We start from the raw sequence: 23,171 nt of genomic DNA, 5'->3' as shown, positions 1-23,171 counted from the left end.
TGGTCGACGATCGCGCAGCACGCGCGTGTTGCCGGGATCCACGTGAAGAGCAGTCGACCAACGGTCGACGCTACCCAGCGGGCGGCACCGTTTGCCCGTAAAATGACCGGCCGCAACCCGGTGCCTGTGCCCTTCGCGCGCAACCGTAGTTGGCGTCCTGTACTCCCATGTCTACTGCAACCTCCACGCCGCGCTTCCGCAAGGAAGTGGGCGCGACCGGTCTGCTCGCCCTGCCTTTGGTGCTGGGCCATGTATCCACCGGTCTGATCTCCTTCGTCGACAACGTCATTGCCGGCCACCACGCCACCGCCACCCTGGCCGCAGTGACCATCGGTACCGCGCTGCTGTGGCTGCCGATGCTGATCCCGATCGGTACGCTCATCTCGCTCACCGCCTCGGTGTCGCAGCTGCACGGCGCCGGCCGCGAGCGCGAGATCGGCCCGCTGTTCCGCCAGGCGCTGTGGCTGGCGCTGGGCCTGGGCCTGATCATGTTCACCTTCCTCACCGTGGTGCCGCCGCTGCTGCCGGCCTTCGGCATCGCCCCGGACATCGTGCCGGGGGCCACGGCCTTCCTGCATGCGGTGCGCTGGGGTGGCCCGGCGCTGACCCTGTACTTCTGCATGCGCTATCTCAGCGAGGGCATGCACTGGACGCTGCCGACCATGCTGCTCGGCTTCGGCGGCCTGCTGGTGCTGGCGCCGATGGGCTACGTGCTGGCCAACGGCAAGTTCGGCTTCCCGGAAATGGGCGCCGAAGGCCTGGGCATCGCCTCGGCGGTGATGATGTGGCTGCAGGCCATCGCCTTCGGCACCTACCTGTGGTTCACCAAGCGCTTCGCCCACCTGCAGCTGTTCTCGCACTTCGAGGGCCCGCGCCCGGCGGCGATCTGGGACCTGCTGCGCACCGGCCTGCCGATCGGCATCACCGTGCTGATGGAGGGCGGCCTGTTCATCGTCACCGCGCTGCTGATCGGCCGCCTCGGTGCCAACGAGGCCGCCGCGCACCAGATCGCGATCAACGTCGCGCAGCTGTGCTTCATGATCCCGATGGGCGTGGCCGAGGCCACCACCGTGCGCGTGGGCCATGCGGTCGGCCGTGGCGATGGCTTCGGCGTGCGCCGCGCGGCGTGGGCCGGCTACGCGATCATCATGGGCACGCAGACGCTGTCGGCGGCGGTGCTGCTGTTCGGCCACGATGCCATTGTGGGCGTCTACACCAACGACCTGGCCGTGGCCGGTCTGGCGTCGACCCTGCTGCTGTACGCGGCCACCTTCCAGTTCCCCGATGGCATCCAGGTGCTGTCGGCCGGCGCGCTGCGCGGGCTGAAGGACACGCGCGTGCCGATGTTCATCGCCATGTTCGCGTACTGGGGCCTGGGCATGCCGCTCGGTGCCGGGCTCGGCCTGGGCCTGGGCATGGGGCCGCAGGGCATGTGGATCGGCCTGATCGTCGGCCTGACCGCCGCTGCCATCCTGATGGGCTGGCGTCTGCGCCGCAGCAGCCTGCGCATCGGCCAGTCGGCCCTGGAATGATCGTCGCGCCCGTCACCACACCCCGTGACGGGCGAACCCCTGACTTGTGTCCGATGCCGCCTCACACGGCACCGGCTATGCTGTTACCACGGCAAGAAGCCATCCGGAGCGCTCCATGAACCAACCCGTGCCCCCGCTGCCCCCGGCGCATCGCAACCCCGTCGCCAGTTTCTTCATCGGGCTGTGGGACGTGATGAATTTCACCCGCAGGCTGATCCTCAACCTGGTGTTCTTCGGCCTGCTGCTGTTGGTGGTGGTGATGTTCATCGTCGCTGCAGGCATGGGTGCCGGTGCCAGCAAATCGCTGCAGGACCGCACCACGCTGGTGATCGCGCCTGAAGGCAAGCTGGTCGAGCAGTTCAGCGCCGACCCGGTCAGCCGCGCGCTGGCCAAGGCCGTCGGCGACAACGGCGCCGAGGAAGTGCAGCTGCGCGACCTGCTGCGGGTGATCGAGTCGGCCAAGAACGACAAGAAGATCGAGCGCGTGGTGCTGGAACTGGACAAGCTGCAGCCGTCCGGCTTCGCCTCGCTGCGTGAAGTGGCCGGTGCGCTGCAGGACCTGCGTGCCTCGGGCAAGCAGATCGTTGCCTTCAGCCAGAGCATGGGCCAGTCGCAGTACCTGCTGGCCGCGCAGGCCGACGAGGTCTACCTGGACCCGATGGGCTCGGTCGTGCTCGAGGGCCTGGGCCGCTACCGCCAGTACTTCCGCACCGGCCTGCAGGACAAGCTGGGCGTGGACGTGCACCTGTTCAAGGTGGGTGAGTACAAGTCCGCCGCCGAACCGTACGTGCTGGATGCGGCCTCGCCGGCGTCCAAGGAAGCCGACCTGTTCTGGATGAACGACGTGTGGCAGCGCTACCTGGGCGACATCGCCAAGGCGCGCCGCCTGGATCCGGCGCAGCTGGCCGCGGGCATCGATACCCTGCCCGAAGGCGTGGCCGCTGCCGGTGGCGACCTGGCCAAGTTCGCCCTGCAGCAGAAGCTGGTGACCGCGCTGAAGACCCGCGAGGAATTCGAGGATCTGATGATCGAGCGCGGCGTGGCCGATGAAGACGCCGACGGCGGCTTCCGCAACATCGACTTCGCGTCCTACATGGGCCAGCTCGACGCGCGCCGCAACCCGGTGGACAACCGTCCGCAGGTGGCCGTGGTGGTGGCATCCGGTGAGATCAGCGGTGGCGACCTGCCGGCCGGCCGCATCGGTGGCGACTCGACCTCGGCCCTGCTGCGCGCCGCGCGCGACGACGACCAGGTCAAGGCCGTGGTGCTGCGCGTGGATTCTCCGGGCGGTGAAGTGTTCGCCTCCGAGCAGATCCGCCGCGAAGTGGTGGCCCTGCAGGCTGCCGGCAAGCCGGTGGTGGTGTCGATGGGCGACCTGGCCGCATCCGGTGGTTACTGGATCAGCATGAACGCCGATCGCATCTACGCCGATCCGTCGACCATCACCGGTTCGATCGGCATCTTCGGCATGATCCCCAACTTCAGCCGCGCGCTGGACAAGTTCGGCGTGCACACCGATGGCGTGGGCACGACCCGCTTCGCCGGTGCCTTCGATGTCACCCGCCCGATGGACCCGGCCGTGGGCCAGGTCATCCAGTCGGTGATCAACAAGGGCTATGCCGACTTCACCGGCCGCGTGGCCGAGGCCCGCAAGAAGCCGGTCGAGGCCATCGACGAAGTGGCCCGTGGCCGCGTCTGGAGCGGCGCACAGGCCAAGGAACGCGGCCTGGTCGATGCCTTCGGCGGCATGAAGGACGCGGTGGCCGACGCCGCCAGCCGTGCCAAGCTGGGCAATGAAGACAAGTACCGCGTGCGTTACGTCGAGAAGCCCGCCACCCCGTTCGCGCAGTTCATCAGTGGTTTCGCCGGCAGCCATGCCGGTGCCTGGATGCTGGCCGATTCGGGCATGGCGCGGATGATGCTGGCGCGCACGATGCCGGAAGTGGACACCCAGCTACGCTTCGTCGAGAACGCCGCGCGCGAGAAGGGCAACGGTGCACCGGTGAAGGCACTGGCGTACTGCTTCTGCGGGTTCTGACCGGCGATTGCCGCCAATGAAAACGCCCGGCTTCGGCCGGGCGTTTTTTTGTCTGGTAGCGCCGGGCCATGCCCGGCGGATTCCGCTACTGCGTTGCCTCAGCCTCGGCCTTGCGCTCGCGTGCAGCAGCGTCGTCCACGGTCTTCTGCACGCCGTTGGCGCGGTCCAGTGGCTGATTGATGGCCTTGGCCAGCGCCTGCGGCTCCGGCGGCTTCTCGGGGTTGGGCGGGGCCGGCCGCTGGCAACCGGCCAGCAGTGCGACCGACAGGCAGGCGGGTATCAGCAGACGCATGGTGGTGCTCCGGGGCGGGTGATGCAGGCAGTGTCGCACTGTCGTCACCTGCCGTCCGTGACGCGTATCCTTGCGGCATCGAAATACAGCGGGCGCGGCCCCGGAGGACTCATGACCCAGCAACGGTGGCGCCTGGATGGGCAGACGGCCCTGATCACCGGCGCCAGCGCCGGCATCGGCCTGGCGATCGCGCATGAACTGGCCAGCTTCGGTGCTGATCTGATGATCGTCGGCCGTGACATCGACATGCTGGAGACCGCGCGCGACGAACTGCTCGACGTGTATCCGCAGATGCAGGTGCACGCGCTGGCCGCCGATGTTTCCGATGACGAAGACCGCCGGCAGATCCTGGACTGGGTGGAAGACCACAGCGATGGCCTGCACATCCTGGTCAACAACGCCGGCGGCAATGTCACCAAGGCGGCGACCGAGTACTCCGAGGACGAATGGCGCCAGATCTTCGAGACCAACCTGTTCTCGGCGTTCGAGCTGTCGCGCTATGCGCACCCGCTGCTGGCGCGGCACGCGTCCTCGGCCATCGTCAATGTCGGCAGCGTTTCGGGCCTGACCCATGTGCGCAGTGGCGTGGTGTACGGCATGACCAAGGCCGCCATGCACCAGATGACCCGCAACCTGGCCGTGGAATGGGCCGAGGATGGCATCCGCGTGAACGCGGTGGCGCCGTGGTACATCCGCACCCGGCGCACGTCCGGCCCGTTGTCCGATGCCGATTACTACGAAGAAGTGATCAACCGCACGCCGATGCGCCGCATTGGTGAACCGGAGGAAGTGGCTGCAGCAGTGGGTTTCCTGTGCCTGCCAGCATCGAGCTATGTCACCGGCGAGTGCATCGCGGTGGACGGTGGCTTCCTGCGTTACGGGTTCTGACGCTTTCGCAATCACGGTGCGCGGGGTAGTGCCGGCCGCTGGCCGGCAGCAACAGATCGCAGCACAGCCGGCCAGCGGCCGGCACTACCTTGGATCGCAGCACTCAATCCGGTACCCGGCAATCACTCGCGGCCAGCACGGCCTGCAGCCGTTCGCGCTCGGCGCGTGCGTCATCGCGGTTGTCCGCCGAGGCAAAGCGCTCGCGGCCGCGTGCAGTGCGGAAGCGCTGCTGCCAGCTGCCACAGCGCTGCGCCTCGGCCACTTCGGTGCAGCGGTCGCGGACCACCTCGCAGCTGGCGGCATTGACCGGGGTGGCACCGCCCAGGCCGCTGACGTTCATCAGCTCGCAGCGACCCGGTGAGGCTTCGTACTCGTGCAGGTACTGCCCGCCCTGCGAATCCAGGCACTGGAAGATGGGCGGCAGCGGCGACTTGGGCAGCGCCGTGTCATCGACCGTCGCATCGCCGGGGCGTGGCAGCATGGCGCTGTCGAGGATGGCATCGCCGCCTTCGCGTTCGACCATGTAGGCCTCGCTGATGATGCGTTCCTGGCCTGCGCGCGGGGGGGCGGGGGTGGTTGCCGGCGCCGGCGCCGTCGGTTCGGGGGCTGGCGGCGGTGCGGGTTGTGCAGACCCGGGCAGCTTCACGATCGACTGTTTCATGCCGGCCGCGCACGGCACGCGCTGCACGACAGGCACGTCGCTGCTGCCGGTGCAGCGATAGATCACCATTTCGTCAGCTGCCGCAGCGCCGGGCAGCAGGCACAGCGCCAGCCAGATCAGTTTTTTCATGGCAGCAGCCTACAACAGCGGCCACTGCCCCGTAGATGCCAACCTTGGTTGGCACGGGCAAACAGCGGTGCCCACCAAGGTGGGCATCTACCAACCCGGGAGTGTTCAGCCGCCGCTGCAGTCCTGCGACAGGCGCGCGTCGATGCCGCGCTGCTCGGTGCTGATGGCGGTGCGCTCGCTCTGCAGCGCGCTGTTGTAGCGGCGGTCCAGCTCCCAGCGGCGGTCGCGCAGGCGCGAGCAGACTTCGCGTGCCGGCAACTGGGTGCAGGCGTCGCGCACCAGCACGTTGCCGCCGGGCACGTTCACCCCATAGCCGAGCGGAGGCCGGTGCACCGGGATGCCTGCACCACCGGGCGGCGGCCCGATGCCAATCGCGCCACCCCCCGGGCCTGGGCCCGGCGGCCGCGGGCGTTGCCCGCCATAGGGGCCCGACGGGTACCAGACCGTGGTCCATACCGGCACCCAGCGCGGATTGCCCTCGTTGTTGTCGCTGGTATAGCGGCTGCCGTCGTCGCGTACGCATTCGTACATCGGCTGCGGCGGCTGTATGTAGACGTGGCGCACTTCGCGCACGCCCATGTCCGGCGTCGCCGCTGGCGCCGGTGGCGGAACATCGGTGCTGGCGGTACGCGGCGGCGGGTCGCGCGGCCGCTGCAGGTCGCGCACTTCCTGGCGGCCACTGCTGCAGGGCTTGTCCTGCAGGGCGACGGCGCCATTGCTGCCGACGCAGCGGTAGATCCGCACGTCATCGGCGGCAAGGGCCGCCAATGGCATCGACAGTGCCAGGCACAGGGCAGGGCGCAGCAGCTTCATGGCTGCAGCCTGCACGCATTGCCGTGGCGGCGCAATCGGCGCATCAGGAGCGCAGGATGCTGCCGCTGAGCGCATCGCGGATGGGCGTCGGCTGGGCCAGGCCACCAGTCTGGCCATCGAGGAGGCCGTCCAGCAGCCGCAGCAGGCGCGGGTCCAGTTCTTCGCGGCTGCGCGCGGGCGGCTCACCGGCCAGGTTGGCGCTGGTGGACACCAGCGGCCCGCCCCAGGCGCGGCACAGCGCCGATACCAGCGGGTGGGCGCTGATGCGCACGGCAATGCCGCTGTGTTCACCGGTCACCCAGTGGCGCGCGCGGGGGCCGGCGGGCAGGATCCAGGTGTTGGCGCCGGGCCAGCTGGCCAGCACCGCGCGCTGCCGCGCATCGGGCAGGGCCTCCAGGCGGACCCAGCCTTCCAGCTGCGGCAGGTCGGCGGCGACCAGGATCATGCCTTTCTCGACCGGGCGCTGCTTCAGGCGCAGCACCATGTGCACCGCCGCCTCATGCGCGGGGTCGCAACCCAGGCCCCAGACGGCTTCGGTCGGGTAGGCGATCACGCCTCCCGTGCGCAGCGTGGCCACAGCAGTATCGAGGGTGAGTTGTTTCATGGGGGATGGCCGGCCCGACGTGGGCCTCCATTATCCCCCTGCGGCGTGCAGAACGGGTGGTGGGTGGTGGGTGCGGACCGTTGGTCCGCACATGCCGGCCAAGTGTGACCGTGGGTGCGGACCGTTGGTCCGCACATTCCGGCAGATCATCCACGCATGGCGTGGATCTACTTCGCGGCCTTCTTGACGGCCTTCTTTGCCGCCTTCTTGGCCGGAGCCTTCTTCGCTGCAGCCTTCTTCGCCGGGGCCTTCTTGGCCGCCGCCTTCTTCGGCGCGGCTTCCTTCTTCACTGCCGCCTTCTTGGCCGGTGCCTTCTTCGCAGCGGCCTTCTTGGCGCCGAAGCCCTTGCGCACCGGCTTGCCGGTTTCTTCCATCAGCTGCTGCACTTCGGCCAGGGTCAGCGAGGCCGGCTCACGATCCTTGGGGATCTTGCCGTTCATCTTGCCGTCGCTGATGTACGGGCCGAAACGGCCGTTCAGCACCTGGATGTCGCTGCCCTCGAATTCCTTGATGATCCGGTTGCGCGCGATCTCTTCCTTCTCCTCGACCAGGAACACCGCACGGGCCAGGTCGATGGTGTAGGGGTCGTCTTCCTTCTTCAGCGAGGCGTAGGTGCTGCCGCGCTTGGCGAACGGGCCGAAACGACCGATGCCGACGCTGACCGGCTCACCGTTGTCCTCGCCCAGCGCGCGTGGCATCAGGAACAGTTCCAGCGCGTCTTCCAGGGAGATGGTGTGCATCGACTGGCCGGGGCGCAGCGAGGCGAACTTCGGCTTCTCCTCGGCGTCCTCGGCGGTGCTGCCGATGGCCGCGTACGGCCCGAAACGGCCCAGGCGGACGCTGACCGGCTTGCCGGTCTTGGGGTCGGTACCCAGTTCACGGGCACCGCTGGCCTCGGCACGGTCGACCGATTCCTTCTTGTCTTCCACCAGCTCCTTGAACGGTTCCCAGAAGCGGGCCATCAGCGGGATCCACTCTTCCTCGCCGCGCGAGACGGCATCGAGCTCGTCCTCGAGCTTGGCGGTGAAGTCGTAGTCCACGTACTGGGTGAAGTGGCTGGACAGGAACTTGGACACCGCACGGCCGACGTCGGACGGGCGGAAGCTGCGGCCTTCCATTTCCACGTACTTGCGGAACAGCAGGGTCTGGATGATCGAGGCGTAGGTCGACGGACGGCCGATGCCGTACTCTTCCAGCGCCTTCACCAGGGCCGCTTCGGTGAAGCGCGGCGGCGGCTGGGTGAAATGCTGGTCGGCCACGATGCGTTCCAGCGGAATGCGGTCGCCCGGCTTCATCGCCGGCAGCTTGCGGCCTTCATCCTCGTCCTCGGCGCTCTTGTTGTCCTTGCCTTCCTCGTACACGGCCAGGAAGCCAGGCACGACCACGGTGGTGCCGCTGGCGCGGAACACGTGTTCGCTGCCGGCGGACAGGTCGACGCTGACGGTGTTGAGCGTGGCCGGGATCATCTGGCAGGCCACCGCACGCTTCCAGATCAGCTCGTACAGGCGGCGCTCGTCGTCGGTGAGGAAACGTGCGACCTGGGCCGGGGTCCGCAGGGCCGAGGTCGGGCGCACGGCTTCGTGCGCTTCCTGGGCGTTCTTGGACTTGGTCTGGTAGGTGTTGGGCTGGTCCGGCAGCGAGGCGATGCCGTAGTCACGGGCGATCACGTCGCGGATCTCGGCCAGTGCGTCCTGCGACAGGTTCACCGAGTCGGTACGCATGTACGAGATCAGGCCGACCGTGCCTTCGTCGCCGATGTTGACGCCTTCGTACAGCTTCTGCGCCACCTGCATGGTCTTGCGGGTGGTGAAGCCGAGCTTGCGCGAGGCTTCCTGCTGCAGGGTGGACGTGGTGAACGGCGGCGCCGGACGGCGCTTGCGCTCCTTGCTGGCCACGTCGGTGACGTGCAGCGAGCCCTGCGCCGCCTGCTGGATGCGCAGGCGGGCAGCCTCGGCGGTGTCGCCGTCGGTGACGGTGAACTGCTCGAACTTCTGCCCGTCCAGCTTGATCAGCTTGGCGTTGAAGTGCTGGCTGGGGTGCGCGCACTCGGCGCCGATGGACCAGTATTCGCGGGCGATGAAGGCTTCGATCTCCTCCTCGCGCTCGACGATCATGCGCAGCGCCGGGCTCTGCACGCGGCCGGCGGACAGGCCGCGCTGCACCTTGCGCCACAGCACCGGCGACAGGTTGAAGCCGACCAGGTAGTCCAGCGCGCGTCGCGCCTGCTGGGCGTCCACCAGGTCGCTGGCGATGGCCCGCGGCTGGTTGATGGCTTCCTTGATGGCGCGCGGGGTGATCTCGGTGAAGACCACGCGCTGCATCGGCTTGTCCTTGACCAGCCCGCGTTCCTTCAGGATCTCGGCGATATGCCAGCTGATCGCTTCACCCTCGCGATCCGGGTCGGTCGCCAGCAGGATGTCGTCGGCGCCCTTGGCGGCTTTGGCGATGGCATCGACGTGCTTCTCGTTCTTGTCGATGACGTCGTAATGCATGGCGAACCCGTTGTCCGGGTCGACCGCGCCTTCCTTCGGGATCAGGTCGCGCACATGCCCATACGAGGCCAGGACGGTGTAATCCTTGCCGAGGTATTTGTTGATCGTCTTGGCCTTGGCCGGCGATTCGACGATGAGCAGGTGCTTGGGCATGTCGGGAAAGGTCTGTGGGCGGACCGGGGGAAGGGGCCGCTAGGGTGGAGCAAACGGCCGCATTAGTGAAGCGGCCACGGGCAAATCCATAAACTGAACGCCCGGTAATGTGCCGGGCGTTCAGGTTTCCTTATTAGAGGAATCACGCCCGAGCCATCCGTGTCAAGCGGCCCGGTGTGAGGAAAAGCGTGGCGGGACGGCGATTCCCCCGTCCCTCATGCCCTGTCGTGGGCCGGGGCGGGGGGCGGGCTTACGACTGCCTGGCAGCCATCACCACGCTCATCACCAGCAGGCCGGCATAGGCCAGCGCGGCCAGTATCGCCAGCACGATGACCACCACGGTGACCGTGCCCAGTTCGTGGCGCTGGCGGTCCGGGTGGTCGGTGTAGGCCCATTTGTCCACCACCAGGGTGTCCGCGATCATGTCGTGCAGGCCCTGCTTGCGGGCAGTCATGCCGGCCATGAAGCCAGAGACGATGTAGGCCAGGCCACAGCTGAACACATAGGACAGGAACAGCGCGGCCCAGCGGCCCAGGCTGCGGCCGGTACCCAGGCGCTGGCCATCGGTGCGGACGACCTTGATGCCGACGGCCATCTTGCCCAGCGTGGCCTGGCGGGCGGAGGCGTGCATCATGGTGAAGTACACGGCCTGGATGACGGTCGGCAGCCCGTACACGCCCAGCACGATGAACAGCATCATGCCCGGGGAGCTTTCCGGCGAATTGAGGTCGCCCATGAAAGCGGTCATGCCGCCGAACATCATCGCGCCGACCACGAACACCACGACCAGCACGCCGATCATCACCATGGAATCGATGGAGGCTGCGGCAAAGCGCTTCCAGAACCCGGCATAGACCACCTCGCCACCGGTCACCACCGTGGTGTCGGCATAGCCGCCTGCGGCGCTGGGGGCGCTGTAGGGCGAGCTGAGTGCGCCGGTACCCGGCAGCGGCGCGGTGCCGTTGTCGATGGCGGCATAGTCACCGCGCAGGTCGAAGCCGCCCGAGGCGGTGCTTTCGCTGGCTTCGGCCAGGGTCTGCAGGCCCAGCTCGTCCACCACCTGGCGCAGGGCGGCCCACTGGCCCATGCCCTCGCGCCACACCAGCGTGTCCAGGGTCAGCTGTCCGCGCTGGAAGCGCTGGCGGATCTCGGTGACCGGGAACGGTCCCTGGCGTTGCTGTCCTTCGGCAAAATACCACTCAGTCATTGCTGTCCCCTGTTGGGTCGTCCTTGGAAGTCATGCAGCCTGCGCGGCCGGCGGCTCAGCTGTGGCACGCCTTCGGCAGGTATTTGTTGTCGCTTTCGCCGGTGCATTCCCAGCGGCCGCTGTCGCGATCGTATTCCAGCCACAGTAGATCGCCGTCGATGCTCTTGCCGGGCATCGCCAGCGTCCCCTCGATACCGCAGTGGCCGTTGTTGAAGCGGCCGATGTTCACCGCCGAGAGGCCGACCTGGGTGAAGTCGCCAGGGGCCGGGAAGCCGGCGTCGTTGGCGCCTGGGCAGCGCCCCTGCTCTTCAGCGAAATGTTCAACCTGCGCCTGCAGCGGGTGCAGCGCATCGGCCGCGACGGCGACCTTGGTGCGTACGGTGTAGTCGTTGTAGGCGGGCAGGGCGATCGCGGCCAGGATGGCCACGATCGGCACCAGTACCAGCAGGGCGACGCCACCGATGATGGCGGTCAGCGCGCAGCCGGACAGGCCCTTCTTCGGCGGCGGCAAGGCCGCGCTGGCGGCGGCGCGGTAAGGCGCTTCCGGCGGCAGGATGGGCGGTTGCGGAGCGGCCGGCGGCGGTGGCGGGGCAGCGGCCGGGGCGTCCACGGCCGGCACGATCAGGCCAAGTTCGTCGACCATGCTGCGCAAGGGCTGCCATTGCGGCAGCCCGTCGCGCCAGACCAGGGTGTCCAGGGTGATTTCGTTGCTGCGGAAAAGCTCGATCAACTGTTCCGCCGGCAACGGGCCTTGCTGGCGGTTGCCTTGGGCGTGAAACCACTCACTCACGGGGACGCTCCTGAATGCGCTCGGTCCCCAAGTGTAAGGTCAGTGCAGGGGTTCTGGCTCGTCCATGAACATCTGCGTTTCCATCCAGGCATAGGCCGCTTCGGCGCCCGGCTGGTTGAACAGCACCATCAGCACGACCCACTTCAGGTCGTCCAGGTCCAGTTCGTCCTGGTCCAGGGCCATGGCACGGTCCAGCACCAGCTCGCGCTGGTCGGCGTCGAGGATGCCGTGCTGCTCCAGGTACAGCAGGAAGCCGCGGCATTCCACATCCAGCTTGTCCAGCTCGGGGCCGTGGAAAACGCGCACGGGACCGTCGACCCGGGCCTGCGCCACGCTCGGCCGCTGGGCAGCCAGCGCGTCGAGCCAGTCGAAGGCCTTGTTGATCTCGGTGGGGCTGAAACCGGCCTGGATCAGGCCATTCTGCAGCGAGTCGCGGTCGCGGATCAGGTCCGCATCTTCGCTGAAATAGTGTTCAAACAGGTACAACAGTACGTCAAGGATGCTCTCTTTCATTGCCCCTCGGCCTGCGTCGGGCGACGCTGTGGAGGTGAAGAAACTAGGGAGTTCGACAGTAGCGGCCGTGTACGCACACCACGATTCCCGCCAGTTCCATGGCCAGCAGCATGGAGGACACCTCAGGCGCCGTCAATCCACAACGCGTGATCAATGAATCCATACCGCTTGGGTTGTGGTCCAGTGCCTGCCACAAGCTCTGGTAGTCAGGGTCGTTCGCCCACCGGTCCGGCAGGTCTGCCGGCGAAGCCTGTTCAGTGGGGGTGGCAAGGCGGCTTTGCAAGCCGGGCAGTTGCTGGCGCAGGGCAGGGGCCAACAGCTCCAGCATGTCTTCGGGCCGCTCGATCAGGGCCACGCCTTCACGGATCAGCCGGTGGCAGCCGGCCGCGCGCGGGTTCAGCACCGAACCGGGCACTGCGCCGACCTCGCGCCCGGCCTCCGCCGCCAGGCGCGCGGTGATCAGGGCGCCGGAGCGCTGCGCGGCCTCGATGACCACCGTGGCCAGGGCCAGCCCGGCCACCAGCCGGTTGCGCGCCGGAAACTGCCCCGCCCGCGCCGGGGTGCCCGGTGGGTACTCGCTCAGCACGGCACCTTCGTCGGCGATGCGGGCCTGCAGGCGGACATTGCCGGGCGGGTAGGCCTGGTCCGGGCCGGTCCCGATGACCGCGACCGTACGCCCGCCCGCATCCAGCGCGGCGGCATGGGCGGCCGCATCAATGCCGGCCGCCAGGCCGCTGGTCACCGCCAGGCCGGCCTCGACGAAGCAACCGGCAAAGCGGGCGGCGAGGGCGCGCCCGGTGGGCGTCGGCGAGCGGCTGCCGACCACCGCCACTGCGGGATGCCAGGCAAGGCTGGCGTCACCGGCCACGAACAGGGCCAGCGGGGGCTGCGGGATGTCCTGCAGCAATGGCGGAAAGGCGGGGTCGGCGCAGCCCAGCAACTGCCGGCCCGGTTGCTGCAGCCAGCGCAGGGTGGTGGCCAGCGCTGCGGGGTCGGGCTGCTGCAGTGCTGCGCATTGTTGGGCCGAACAGCCATGGGCGCGCCAGCCGGCCACCCCCAGGGCGAGGGCGGCGTCGGCATTGCCGCTGGCCAGCAGCAGGGCGCGGCGTGGCGCCAGCGGGCCGCCGGCCAGGACCAGGCGGGCGAGGGCATCGGGGGCGGGGGTGGAATCAGGCATCGCCCGACTATCGGCCACGGGCGACGAAGGCGCCCTAGGGCGCCTTCGCATGTTGCTGTCAGGGGAGTCCGCCGAAGGCGGGTAGAGTCGACCGTTGGTCGACTGTCGCGGGCGGTTGGGAGAGCAGTCGACCAACGGTCGACTCTACCGGGGTCGCCCGCTGGGTAGAGTCGACTGTCAGTCGACTACCGCGCGCAGCGCGGGGTTTTCGCGGGCGGTTGGGGCCTACCAAACGACGAAGGCGCCCTGGGGCGCCTTCGCATGTTGCTGTCAGGGGAGTCCGCCGAAGGCGGGTAGAGTCGACCGTTGGTCGACTGTCGCGGGCGGTTGGGAGAGCAGTCGACCAACGGTCGACTCTACCGGGGTCGCCCGCTGGGTAGAGTCGACTGTCAGTCGACTACCGCGCGCAGCGCGGGGTTTTCGCGGGCGGTTGGGGCCTGCCAAACGACGAAGGCGCCCTGGGGCGCCTTCGCATGTTGCTGTCAGGGGAGTCCGCCGAAGGCGGGTAGAGTCGACCGTTGGTCGACTACCGCGCGCGGTTGGGAGAGCAGTCGACCAACGGTCGACTCTACTTCGCGTCCGGGTGCTGGGCGCTGTAGCCCACCTTCACCGGCTTCACGCCCTGCATCACCAGCGCATAGCTGACGTTGTCGAAGGTGCGGAACACCATTGCGTGGGCGGCGTACTCGTCCGGCAGGCTGACCCGGCCCGCGCCGGTGGACGGCGAATCGTCCATGCGCGAGGAATTCGGGTACTTCATGCGGTGGGCGACATGGCTGCCCTGGCGCCACAGCGAGAACACCGTGCCGTTGTCCACGCCCTGGCTGCGGCCGGCCGAGATGGCGATGACGTCGCGCGGGCCGCCGGCATTGAACATGTCGGTCACGGCCAGCACGCGCACGTCCAGGCCTTCCAGGCTGGCAGCCGGCACATGCGGGAAGAACTGCAGGTCGTACGGCTGGGCTTCGACCGGGACCAGGCGGTCACCGGCGCGCACTTCGCGGCCGTTGGTGTTGGCGTCCAGCACCAGGGTGGAGGCTTCCGTCTTGCCGCCAGCCACCTTGGTCAGGGTGCCCAGGCCGACCTGGGCCAGTTCATAGCCCAGCACGCCGCGGCGGTGGTTGGGTGCGTTGTAGGCCTGCCACAGGTTGCCGCTGCCCGGGGTGACATCGCCGTTGGCGGTCAGGTCCTCGGTCGGCTTGGGCTGGCCGTAGCGCACGGTCGGGCGGACCACGGCCCAGCGCTGGCCCACCTGGGCATCGGCCAGGCGGACATAGACGGTCTGGCCGCTGGTGGCGCGCAGGCGGTTGTCTTCCAGGCCGGCCACGTAGGGCAGCTGGTCGATGCTGTCGACCACGCTCAGCTGCTTCAGGAAGGGCTCGACCTCCGAAAGCGGCACGCCGGTCACCGGGGCTTCCGTGCGCGGGCCGGGCTGGGCCGTCACGCGGTCCAGGTAGGCCAGGCTCAGCACGTCACCCGGGTAGATGAGATGCGGGTTGGCGATCTGCGGATTGGCCTGCCAGATCTCGGGCCACAGCCAGGGTTTCTGCAGGAAACGTCCTGCGATGTCCCACAGCGTGTCCCCTTTGCGGACCACATAGGTGTCCGGGTGCCCGCCGTTCACTTCAACGGCGGTAGCATAGGCAGCCACGGTCAGCATCGCCGCAGCGACGACCGTACGAAAACGAAGCAACATAGGTGCGAAGCCCTGATTCCCCAACAGGTTCGCGCACTATAGTCCAGAAACCGGGGCGCAAGGCAAGCGTTGCAGATAGAATCTGCGACGTATGCCGGCGTATCCCCGGCCCCAACCCGGAAACAGCCATGGCCCTGCTCCCCATTCTTGAGTTCCCCGATCCGCGCCTGCGTACCAAGGCTGCGTTGATCGATGCCGCCGAGGTCACCACCCCGGCCTTCCAGACCCTCATCGACGACATGTTCCAGACCATGTACGACGCCCCGGGCATCGGCCTGGCCGCCAGCCAGGTGGACGTGCACAAACGCTTCATGGTCATCGACGTGAGCGAAGAGAAGAACGAACCGCGGGTGTTCATCAACCCGGAAATCGTCGCCAAGGACGGGGGCCAGGTGTACCAGGAAGGCTGCCTGTCGGTGCCCGGCATCTTCGCCGACGTGACCCGCGCCGATTCCATCACGGTGAAGTTCCTGGACCGCCAGGGGCAGCCGCAGGAGCTGAGCACCGACGGCCTGCTGGCCGTGTGCGTGCAGCATGAGATGGACCACCTGGACGGCAAGCTGTTCATCGATTACCTCTCGCCGCTGAAGCGCGAAATGGTCCGCAAGAAGCTGGCCAAGCAGCGCAAGCACGTCGCCTGACCGCCATCGCGGGCCGCCCTTCACGGCGGCCCCTGCCTGCGCTTACGGCGCGGGCTGTACGGCGCCGGCCGACGGCGCCGTTGTTCTTTCTGCACGAATCCATCCTGCAAGTGGGGTAGCCATGAGGATTGTCTTTGCCGGTACGCCGGAATTCGCGGTGTCGTCGCTGCGTGCGGCCGCGCGCCATCACGAGGTCGTGGCCGTCTACACCCAGCCCGACCGCCCGGCCGGCCGTGGCCGTGGCCTGGCGCCGTCGCCGGTCAAGCTCGAAGCGGTCGCCCGTGGCATTCCCGTCTACCAGCCGGAAACCCTGAAGGACGAGGCCGCCCAGCAGCAGCTGCGTGACCTGCAGCCGGACCTGATGGTGGTGGTGGCCTACGGCCTGATCCTGCCCCGCGCCGTGCTGAACATCCCGACCCACGGCTGCTGGAACGTGCACGCCTCGCTGCTGCCGCGCTGGCGTGGCGCCGCGCCGATCCAGCGCGCGATCCAGGCCGGCGATGCCACCACCGGCGTGTGCCTGATGCAGATGGAAGCGGGCCTGGATACCGGCCCCGTGCTGCTGCACCAGGAGCTGGCCATTGCCGCCACCGCCACCGGCGGCGACCTGCATGATTCGCTGGCCGCGCTGGGCGCGCAGGTGCTGTCCGACGGCCTGGGCCTGCTGCGCGCGGGCATCAAGCCGATCGCGCGGCCGCAACCGGCCGAAGGCGTCACCTACGCACACAAGCTGGACAAGGCCGAAGCGAAGCTGGACTGGGCGCAGGACGCGCAGGCACTGGCGCGCACCGTGCGCGCGTTCAACCCGTGGCCGATCGCCGAGGCGCAACTGGCCGGCGAGCGCGTGCGCATCCATGGCGCGGTAGCGCTGGATCTGGCCCACGGCCAGGCCCCGGGCACCGTGCTGGCCGCCGGCCGCGAAGGCATCGACATTGCCTGCGGGCAGGGCGCCCTGCGCCTGCGCGTACTGCAGCGCGAGGGCGGCAAGGCGATCACCGCCGCCGACTACCTCAATGCGCGCCGCGATCTGCGCGTGGGAGCGTAAGCCGGTGTCGAAGCAGAACGATTTCTCCATTGCCAAGGCCGCGCCGGGCGCTGCGACCCGCATGCTGGCCGCCCGCGTGCTGGCCCAGGTGTTCACCCGTGGCCGTTCGCTGAAGGCCGAACTGGCCTGGGCCCTGCCCAAGCTGGCCGATACCCGTGACCGCGCGCTGCTGGAAGCCCTGTGCTTCGCCGTGCTGCGCCGTCGCAGCACCTATGACGCCGCGCTGCAGGCGTGGATGCAGAAGCCGCTGTCGGCGCGCGATGCCGACCTGCGCACCCTGCTGATGGTCGGTTTCGCCCAGCTGGACGTGCTGGAACTGCCGGCCCATGCGGCGCTGTCGGCCACCGTCGACGCCGCGCGCGCGCTGGGTCGCGAGCGCCAGGCCGGCCTGGTCAACGCCATCCTGCGCCGTGCGCAGCGCGAAGGCTTCCCCGAACAACCCGCGCGCGACGCGTTCCCGGCCTGGCTGGCCGAGGCGGTCGAGCGCGACTGGCCGCAGCAGGCCGAGGCGATCTTCAGCGCCAGCCTGCAGCCGGCCCCGCTGTGGCTGCGCGCCAACCGCCAGCTCGGTGGCCGCGACAAGGCGCTGGCCGCACTGGCCGAGGCCGGCATTGCCGCCGAGGCCAGCCCGCTGAGCGCCGATGCGCTGCGCCTGGCCGTGGCCAGCCCGGTCAACCAGCTGCCGGGGTTTGCCGAAGGCGCGTTGTCGGTGCAGGACCTGTCGGCGCAGTGCGCGGCCGATGCGCTGGCGCCGCCGGCCGGTGCGCGGGTGCTGGACGCCTGTGCCGCCCCGGGTGGCAAGTCCGCGCACCTGCTGGAACGCGACCCGAGCCTGCGCCTGCTGGCGCTGGACATCGATGCGCGGCGCCTGGCCCGGGCCAAGGACACCTATGCGCGCACCGGCGTGGGCGAGCACGTGCAGACCCAGGTGGCCGACGCCAGCGATACCGCGGCCTGGTGGGATGGCACCCTGTTCGACGCCATCCTGCTGGATGCCCCGTGTTCGGCCACCGGCGTCATCCGCCGCCAACCGGACGTGATGTTCCACCGCCGTGCCGAGGACGTCGAAGCGCTGGTGGGGGTGCAGGCGCGCCTGCTGGAAGCCTGCTGGGCGATGCTCCGCCCCGGCGGCGTGCTGCTGTATGCCACCTGTTCCATCCTGCGCGCGGAGAACGTGGACCAGGTGCGCGCCTTCCTGAAGTGGCATCCGGATGCCCAGGCGGCGCCGCTGGATGACGCTTTCGGCCTGGACTGCGAGGGCATCGCCCGCCAGCGCCTGCCCGGTGAAGACGATGCTGACGGATTCTTCTACGCGCGTCTGCTAAAAACAGCCTGACCTCTCCGCTGTCCAAGTCCTCATGCTGAAAACCCGCGCGTCACGCGAGACGTGGTTGTTCGTAGTGATGGCCCTGCTTGTGCTTGGCGCGGGGCTCGGATTGCGCGACCCCTGGCCGTCGGACGAGCCACGTTTCGCGCTGGTCGCCAAGCAGATGGTGGACAGCGGCCAGTGGCTGTTCCCGCACCGGGGGCTGGAGCTGTATTCGGACAAGCCGCCCATGCTGATGTGGTGGCAGGCCACCCTCTACAGCGTGATCGGCAACTGGCGGGTGGCCTTCCTGCTGCCCTCGCTGATCGCCGCGCTGGGTACCCTGTGGTGCGTGGTCGACCTGGGCCGGCGGCTGTGGACGCGCCGGGTCGGCCTGTACGCCGGCTGGGCGCTGCTGTTCGCGCTGCAGTTCACCTTCCAGGCCAAGAAGGCGCAGATCGACCCGCTGCTGGTGCTGTTCATCACCCTGGCCAACTACGGGCTGCTGCGCCACCTGCTGCTGGGGCCGGCCTGGCGCTGGTGGTGGGCGGGCTGGTTCTTCGCCGGCATCGGGGTCATCACCAAGGGCGTGGGCATGCTCGCGCTGCTGATGATCCTGCCGGCGGCGATCGCCTCGGCACGGCACTGGCCGCGGGTGCGCCTGCATGCGCGCGACCTGCGTTTCTGGCTGGCGCCGCTGGCCTTCGTGCTGGCCGCCGCGTTGTGGCTGGTGCCGATGGTGATGACCGCGCTGGCGACGAAGTCGGGCGAGTACCAGGCCTACCTGGACGACATCCTGTTCCGGCAGACGGCCAAGCGCTACACGCAGTCGTGGGATCACCACCAGCCGTGGTGGTATTTCCTGGGCACGATGCCATCGATGTGGATACCGGCGTTCCTGGCCCTGCCATGGGCGATCCCGGCGTGGCGGCGGCGCCTGCAGCGGCGCGATGCACGCTACCTGCTGCTGCTGGGCTGGTGGCTGCTGATCGTGCTGTTCTTCTCCATTCCGCACGGCAAGCGCGACGTCTACATCCTGCCCACGCTGCCGATGTTCTGCCTGGCCCTGGCGCCCCTGATACCAGGGCTGCTGCGCCGGCGTGACGTCCAGCGGCTGCTGGGCGGCTTCACCCTGCTGCTGGCGCTGGGCACCCTGGCCGCCGGCGCGTCGGCCCTGCTCGGCACGCCCGGTTTCGAGGCAAGGCTGGTGCTGGAGCGTGGCCTGGCCCCGGGGGCGATGGAGGCAATGGCGTGGGCGGCGCTGGCCATGGGCGGTGCCGGCATTGCCAGCCTGCTGCTGTTCGGCCCGGCCCGGCGGCACCTGGCGCTGGTCTCGATGCTGGCCGTGGTGTGGGTGCTGTACAGCCTGGTCGGCTACCCGGTGCTGAATGATTCCAGCTCGGCCCGCGGCCTGATGCGCTCGGTCGGGGCGCGCATCGGTGCCGATGCGGAGCTGGGCCTGGTGGCCTGGAAGGAACAGAACCTGCTGATGGTGGACCGCCCGGCAGCAACCTTTGGTTTCACCGTGCCCTGGCATGAGCAGCTGCAGGCGGGCGTGCAGTGGCAACAGCTGTCGCCGCAGCGGCGCTGGCTGCTGGCCCACGAGGACGCGCTGCTGGGCTGCGTGGACCGCGACGGGGCGGTGCTGGCCGGTGTCGCCAACCGTCGCCGTTGGTGGTTGGTACCGGCCGGAGCGGTGCATGGCCCCTGCGTGCCGACCGAAGCCGAACTGAAACGTGAACGGCGGTTGCAGAGAAACGAGCAATAACGTGGCGGCTGGATTGTCCAGACTGCCCAAGCGTGCACAAAGGCAGTAAAACATCAGGCGGGCGGTCTGCGACATGGGCCGCCGTTTTCTTCCGCATGACCGCAGCGATCAATCCCGACGTGCCAGCTTCACCGGACAACCTGAGCCCCACCCGCGCCGATCCGTTGCCCGCGCCTGCCGGCGGTCGCCTTGGCGCTGCGCACTGGATCGCGCAGATCGGCCTGTTCTGCATGCCGGCGCTGGTACTGACCGTACCGGTGAACCTGTTGCCGTATGCATTGACCCTGCTGGTCAGCACGCTGCTGGCACCAGAGCTGCTGTGGCGTGCGCGGGGCATGGGCGGCATGCCCGTGCGTGCGCTGACCGCGCTGATGCTGGCGGCGGTGGCGCTGGGCCTGCTGTCGGTGCTGCTGTTCGAGCAGGGCCTGCGTGATGTCGACAACCGTTCGCGGTTCCTGGTCATCCCGTGGATCGCACTGTGGGTCTGTGCGCTGCGCCCGGATCTGCGCTGGCTCTGGCGCGGCGCGCTGGCCGGCCTGCTGGGCAGCTTCGTGCTGTCGCTGGTGCAGGTGCTGCAGGGCGCGCCGCGTGCCGAGCTCACCACCAATGCCATCGTGCTGGCCGACATCGTGGTCATGCTGATGGTGCTGCTGGTGTTCTGCCGCCCGTCGCGACGCTGGTCGCTGGTGATTGTCGGCATGGCGGCCGGCTGCGGCACGATCGTGCTGACCGGCAGCCGCGGTGTCTTCGCTGCGTTGCTGGCGCTGCTGGTGGTCCTCGCCCTGAGCCTGCGCTGGCGGACCGGCGTGGCCCGCCTGTCGGTGCTGGCGGGCATGCTGGCCATCGGCGCCACCCTGCTGCTGTCGGTGCCCGAACTGCGCCACCAGGTGCGCCTGACCGAACTGCACAGCGATGTGCAGAAGCTGGAGCAGGGCGACGTCGATTCCTCTGCCGGTGCGCGCGTCGAGCGCCTGCAGGTGGCCTGGCAGACCTTCCTCGACCATCCGTTGACGGGTGTGGGCATTGGCCACTTCGACAGCGCCATGCAGCGCGTGCCGGCCTGCCGCGAAGACCCCGACGAAGAGCGCTGCCACCTGGGCCATGCACACAACGACGTGGCCGAATGGGCGGCGACCCAGGGCCTGCCCGGCCTGCTGATGCTGATCGCGGTGTACGGCGTGCCGCTGTGGGTGTTCGTCCATCTGCACCGGCGCAGCGGGCGGGTCACGTTCCGCGGGCCGGCGGCGGCGGGCGTGATGATCGTCATTGCCTACGCGTTGTGCGGGCTGACCCAGTCGATGTTCGCCCACCAGATGACGGCCAGTTTCTACGTGACCATCGTCGGCCTGCTGACCGGCCTGTCGCTGCTGGAAGGCGCACGCCATCGGGCGAAGGCCTGACGGGGGTTCTGCCGTGGTAGGTGCCGACCGTTGCGCTCATCCACGCATGGCGTGGATCTACTGGTAGGTGCCGACCGTTGGTCGGCACAGATGCCGCATGGCCCAGAGTTGCCGGTGGGTGCCGACCGTTGGTCGGCACGGATGCCGCATGGCCCAGAGTTGCCAGTGGGTGCCGACCGTTGGTCGGCACAGATGCCGGATCAATCGCATGCCGCTACCGGTGGGTGCCGACCGTTGGTCGGCACAGATGCCGGATCATTCGTTGCGCGGGTCGGCCACGGCCTGGCCGTTGCCCAGCATCCACAGCATGATGGTCTTCTGCCGCACGTAGTTGGCGCGCACGTAGGCGTAGACCAGGCCGTGCCAGCCATCGCGGAAGCCACCGCGGAACACGAAGCCGCGCCAGAACCGCCAGGCCGGCGCCAGCACCAGCTTGCCCAGAGTGGCCCGCTTGCCGCGTGCAAACTCGTGCTCGGCCATCATCCGCGCGTACTTCTCGGTCTTGGCCAGCTGCTGCTGCAGCGAGCGGTAGGGATAGTGGATGAGATCACCGCGCAGGGTGCCGACGCTGCCATCGACGCTGGCCGCTTCGTGGATCTCGCGCTTGCCGCGCCAGCCGCCCTGGCGGCGGTCGAACAGCCGCATCACCCGGTCCGGGTAGGCGTTGCCGTGGCGCAGGAACTTCCCGAAATACTCCGAGAGGCGGGCGAAGCGGTAGCCGGCGTGGCCGCTGAAACCGCCGTCGCGGGCCTGCTCGATGGCCGTGCGCAGTTCCGGGCTGACGCGCTCATCGGCGTCCAGGCACAGCACCCAGTCGTGGCGGGCCTGCTCGACGCAGAACGCCTTCTGGCTGCGGAAACCATCGAACGGGCGTTGCAGCACGCGGGCACCGGCGGCCTCGGCGATGGCCACGGTGGCATCGGTGGACTGCGAGTCCACCACCACGATCTCATCGCAGAAGGCCAGCGAGGCCAGGCAGTCGCCGATGCGCCCGGCCTCGTTGAACGCGATAATGCACGCCGAGATGCGAGGCCGTTCGATGGGAGCGGTCGTGGAGGACATGATGGCCGGGTACCTGTTGTTTGCGACGGAGCGCTATGCGCTGCCTATTCTCGCCCCGTTGGCGCAGGCCTTGCACGCGTCCGGGCAGGAGGTGGCCGCCTGGTTCGAGGGCGGCGCGGCTGGCAGCAGCCTGCCGGGGGTGCCCAGCATCGGCCTGAAACAGGCCCTGGCGATGCGCCCGCGCGCGGTGTTCAGCGCCGCCAACTGGGTGCCGACCTTCCTCGCCGGGGCCAAGGTGCAGCTGTTCCATGGCTTCAACGTGGAGAAGCGGGACAGTGCGCGTGGCCACTTCCGGGTGCGCGGCATGTTCGACCTGTACTGCACGCAGGGGCCGGCCACCACCGCACCGTTCCGGCAGATCGCCGATCAGCAGGGACACTTCGCGGTGGCCGAAACCGGCTGGCCGAAGCTCGATCCGCTGTTCCGCGATGATGGTGGCGAGAGTGCCGCGCTGCGTGCGCCGGCCGGCCGGCGTCCGGTCATCCTGTTCGGCTCGACGTTCACCGAGCGGCTGAGTGCGGCCCCGCATCTGCTGGCGCCGATCGCCGCCGATATCGCCGCCGGTGAGCGCTACTGGCTGCTGACCCTGCACCCCAAGTGCCCGCCGGAACTGTTCGAGCGCTACCGCGCGCTGGCCGGTGCCAATGCGCGCTTCATCGAGCCGGAACAGGTGATGGCCGCCCAGCGTGCGGCCGACGTGCTGGTGTCCGATACCTCCTCGATCGTTTCGGAGTTCATCGTCCAGCACAAGCCGGTGGTGACCTTCCGCAACCGCGTGCCCAAGCCGCACATGATCGACTTCGATGATGCAACGCAGCTGCCGGCGATGCTGCAGCGCGCGCTGCACCCGGAGGCGGCGCTGCAGGCCGAGATCGTGCGTTATGCCGATGCCATCCACCCGTTCCGCGATGGCCGCTCCAGCGAGCGGGTGATCACCGCGACCGAGGATTTCCTGTCCGGCGAA

20 protein-coding genes are annotated in these 23,171 nt (G+C 68.8%); 9 read left to right on the top strand and 11 right to left on the bottom strand.

Going from position 1 to position 23,171, the window contains the following annotated elements; all coding sequences use genetic code 11:
• Positions 1-167: 167 nt before the first annotated feature.
• Both IAE41_RS06420 and sppA read left to right on the top strand, forming a co-directional pair.
• Positions 168-1,532 (top strand): MATE family efflux transporter, encoded by a 1,365-nt coding sequence (locus IAE41_RS06420; protein ID WP_108747464.1) that lies wholly within the window; start codon positions 168-170, stop codon positions 1,530-1,532.
• 115 nt (positions 1,533-1,647) lie between these two features.
• Positions 1,648-3,570: a signal peptide peptidase SppA gene (gene sppA, locus IAE41_RS06415; protein ID WP_079223658.1), complete on the top strand. Its 1,923-nt coding sequence runs from the start codon at positions 1,648-1,650 to the stop codon at positions 3,568-3,570.
• Positions 3,571-3,655: 85 nt separating this feature from the next.
• On the opposite strand, the gene IAE41_RS06410 is transcribed toward sppA, so the two are convergent.
• A complete protein-coding gene (locus IAE41_RS06410) occupies positions 3,656-3,862 on the bottom strand; it encodes a hypothetical protein (RefSeq protein ID WP_079223657.1) in 207 nt (68 codons plus the stop codon).
• A 111-nt stretch (positions 3,863-3,973) separates the two neighbouring features.
• Between IAE41_RS06410 and IAE41_RS06405 the strand changes: the two genes are divergently transcribed.
• A complete protein-coding gene (locus IAE41_RS06405) occupies positions 3,974-4,750 on the top strand; it encodes an SDR family oxidoreductase (protein WP_079223656.1) in 777 nt (258 codons plus the stop codon).
• A gap of 103 nt (positions 4,751-4,853) precedes the next feature.
• Here IAE41_RS06405 and IAE41_RS06400 read toward each other — a convergent pair whose 3' ends face one another.
• The 9 genes from IAE41_RS06400 to IAE41_RS06360 form a co-directional block, all read right to left on the bottom strand.
• The gene (locus IAE41_RS06400) at positions 4,854-5,540 is read right to left on the bottom strand and encodes a hypothetical protein (protein WP_200732502.1); all 687 of its coding nucleotides are present in this window, start codon (positions 5,538-5,540) and stop codon (positions 4,854-4,856) included.
• Between the two features lie 105 nt (positions 5,541-5,645).
• Complete coding sequence (locus IAE41_RS06395) at positions 5,646-6,353, bottom strand: DUF4124 domain-containing protein (protein ID WP_200732501.1); 708 nt, start codon at positions 6,351-6,353, stop codon at positions 5,646-5,648.
• A gap of 43 nt (positions 6,354-6,396) precedes the next feature.
• Positions 6,397-6,957 (bottom strand): Sua5/YciO/YrdC/YwlC family protein, encoded by a 561-nt coding sequence (locus tag IAE41_RS06390; protein WP_200732500.1) that lies wholly within the window; start codon positions 6,955-6,957, stop codon positions 6,397-6,399.
• Positions 6,958-7,124: 167 nt separating this feature from the next.
• Positions 7,125-9,602 (bottom strand): DNA topoisomerase I, encoded by a 2,478-nt coding sequence (locus IAE41_RS06385; protein WP_200732499.1) that lies wholly within the window; start codon positions 9,600-9,602, stop codon positions 7,125-7,127.
• A gap of 250 nt (positions 9,603-9,852) precedes the next feature.
• Positions 9,853-10,809, bottom strand: a complete 957-nt coding sequence (locus tag IAE41_RS06380; RefSeq protein WP_200732498.1) for an RDD family protein — start codon at positions 10,807-10,809, stop codon at positions 9,853-9,855.
• A 55-nt stretch (positions 10,810-10,864) separates the two neighbouring features.
• Positions 10,865-11,599, bottom strand: a complete 735-nt coding sequence (locus tag IAE41_RS22715) for a GYF domain-containing protein (RefSeq protein ID WP_200732497.1) — start codon at positions 11,597-11,599, stop codon at positions 10,865-10,867.
• Between the two features lie 39 nt (positions 11,600-11,638).
• Positions 11,639-12,112: a DUF494 family protein gene (locus tag IAE41_RS06370; RefSeq protein WP_079223647.1), complete on the bottom strand. Its 474-nt coding sequence runs from the start codon at positions 12,110-12,112 to the stop codon at positions 11,639-11,641.
• Between the two features lie 43 nt (positions 12,113-12,155).
• Positions 12,156-13,289 carry a DNA-processing protein DprA gene (gene dprA / locus IAE41_RS06365; RefSeq protein WP_234458343.1) on the bottom strand — a complete coding sequence of 378 codons (1,134 nt, stop codon included), beginning with the start codon at positions 13,287-13,289 and terminating at the stop codon, positions 12,156-12,158.
• A gap of 568 nt (positions 13,290-13,857) precedes the next feature.
• The gene (locus IAE41_RS06360; protein WP_079223643.1) at positions 13,858-14,985 is read right to left on the bottom strand and encodes a LysM peptidoglycan-binding domain-containing protein; all 1,128 of its coding nucleotides are present in this window, start codon (positions 14,983-14,985) and stop codon (positions 13,858-13,860) included.
• Between the two features lie 128 nt (positions 14,986-15,113).
• Between IAE41_RS06360 and def the strand changes: the two genes are divergently transcribed.
• From def to IAE41_RS06335, 5 genes are all read left to right on the top strand, one after another.
• Positions 15,114-15,626: a peptide deformylase gene (gene def, locus IAE41_RS06355; protein ID WP_079223642.1), complete on the top strand. Its 513-nt coding sequence runs from the start codon at positions 15,114-15,116 to the stop codon at positions 15,624-15,626.
• Positions 15,627-15,747: 121 nt separating this feature from the next.
• Complete coding sequence (gene fmt / locus IAE41_RS06350; protein WP_200732495.1) at positions 15,748-16,671, top strand: methionyl-tRNA formyltransferase; 924 nt, start codon at positions 15,748-15,750, stop codon at positions 16,669-16,671.
• Between the two features lie 4 nt (positions 16,672-16,675).
• Positions 16,676-18,007 carry a 16S rRNA (cytosine(967)-C(5))-methyltransferase RsmB gene (gene rsmB / locus IAE41_RS06345; RefSeq protein ID WP_200732494.1) on the top strand — a complete coding sequence of 444 codons (1,332 nt, stop codon included), beginning with the start codon at positions 16,676-16,678 and terminating at the stop codon, positions 18,005-18,007.
• Between the two features lie 22 nt (positions 18,008-18,029).
• Entirely contained in the window at positions 18,030-19,745 is a 1,716-nt protein-coding gene (locus IAE41_RS06340; RefSeq protein ID WP_079223637.1) for a glycosyltransferase family 39 protein, read from the top strand.
• 95 nt (positions 19,746-19,840) lie between these two features.
• The gene (locus IAE41_RS06335) at positions 19,841-21,145 is read left to right on the top strand and encodes an O-antigen ligase (protein WP_200732493.1); all 1,305 of its coding nucleotides are present in this window, start codon (positions 19,841-19,843) and stop codon (positions 21,143-21,145) included.
• Positions 21,146-21,400: 255 nt separating this feature from the next.
• On the opposite strand, the gene IAE41_RS06330 is transcribed toward IAE41_RS06335, so the two are convergent.
• The gene (locus IAE41_RS06330; RefSeq protein ID WP_079223633.1) at positions 21,401-22,207 is read right to left on the bottom strand and encodes a glycosyltransferase family 2 protein; all 807 of its coding nucleotides are present in this window, start codon (positions 22,205-22,207) and stop codon (positions 21,401-21,403) included.
• Here IAE41_RS06330 and IAE41_RS06325 point away from each other — a divergent pair.
• The coding region (locus IAE41_RS06325) for a CDP-glycerol glycerophosphotransferase family protein (protein WP_200732527.1) at positions 22,206-23,171 on the top strand (966 nt) is incomplete at its 3' end. The two genes, IAE41_RS06330 and IAE41_RS06325, sit on opposite strands and share 2 nt — an antisense overlap.

It is taken from the genome of Stenotrophomonas sp. S39 (assembly GCF_016624665.1).
Taxonomy (GTDB): Bacteria; Pseudomonadota; Gammaproteobacteria; order Xanthomonadales; family Xanthomonadaceae; genus Stenotrophomonas.
This window is presented reverse-complemented; position numbering and strand designations above follow the sequence as displayed.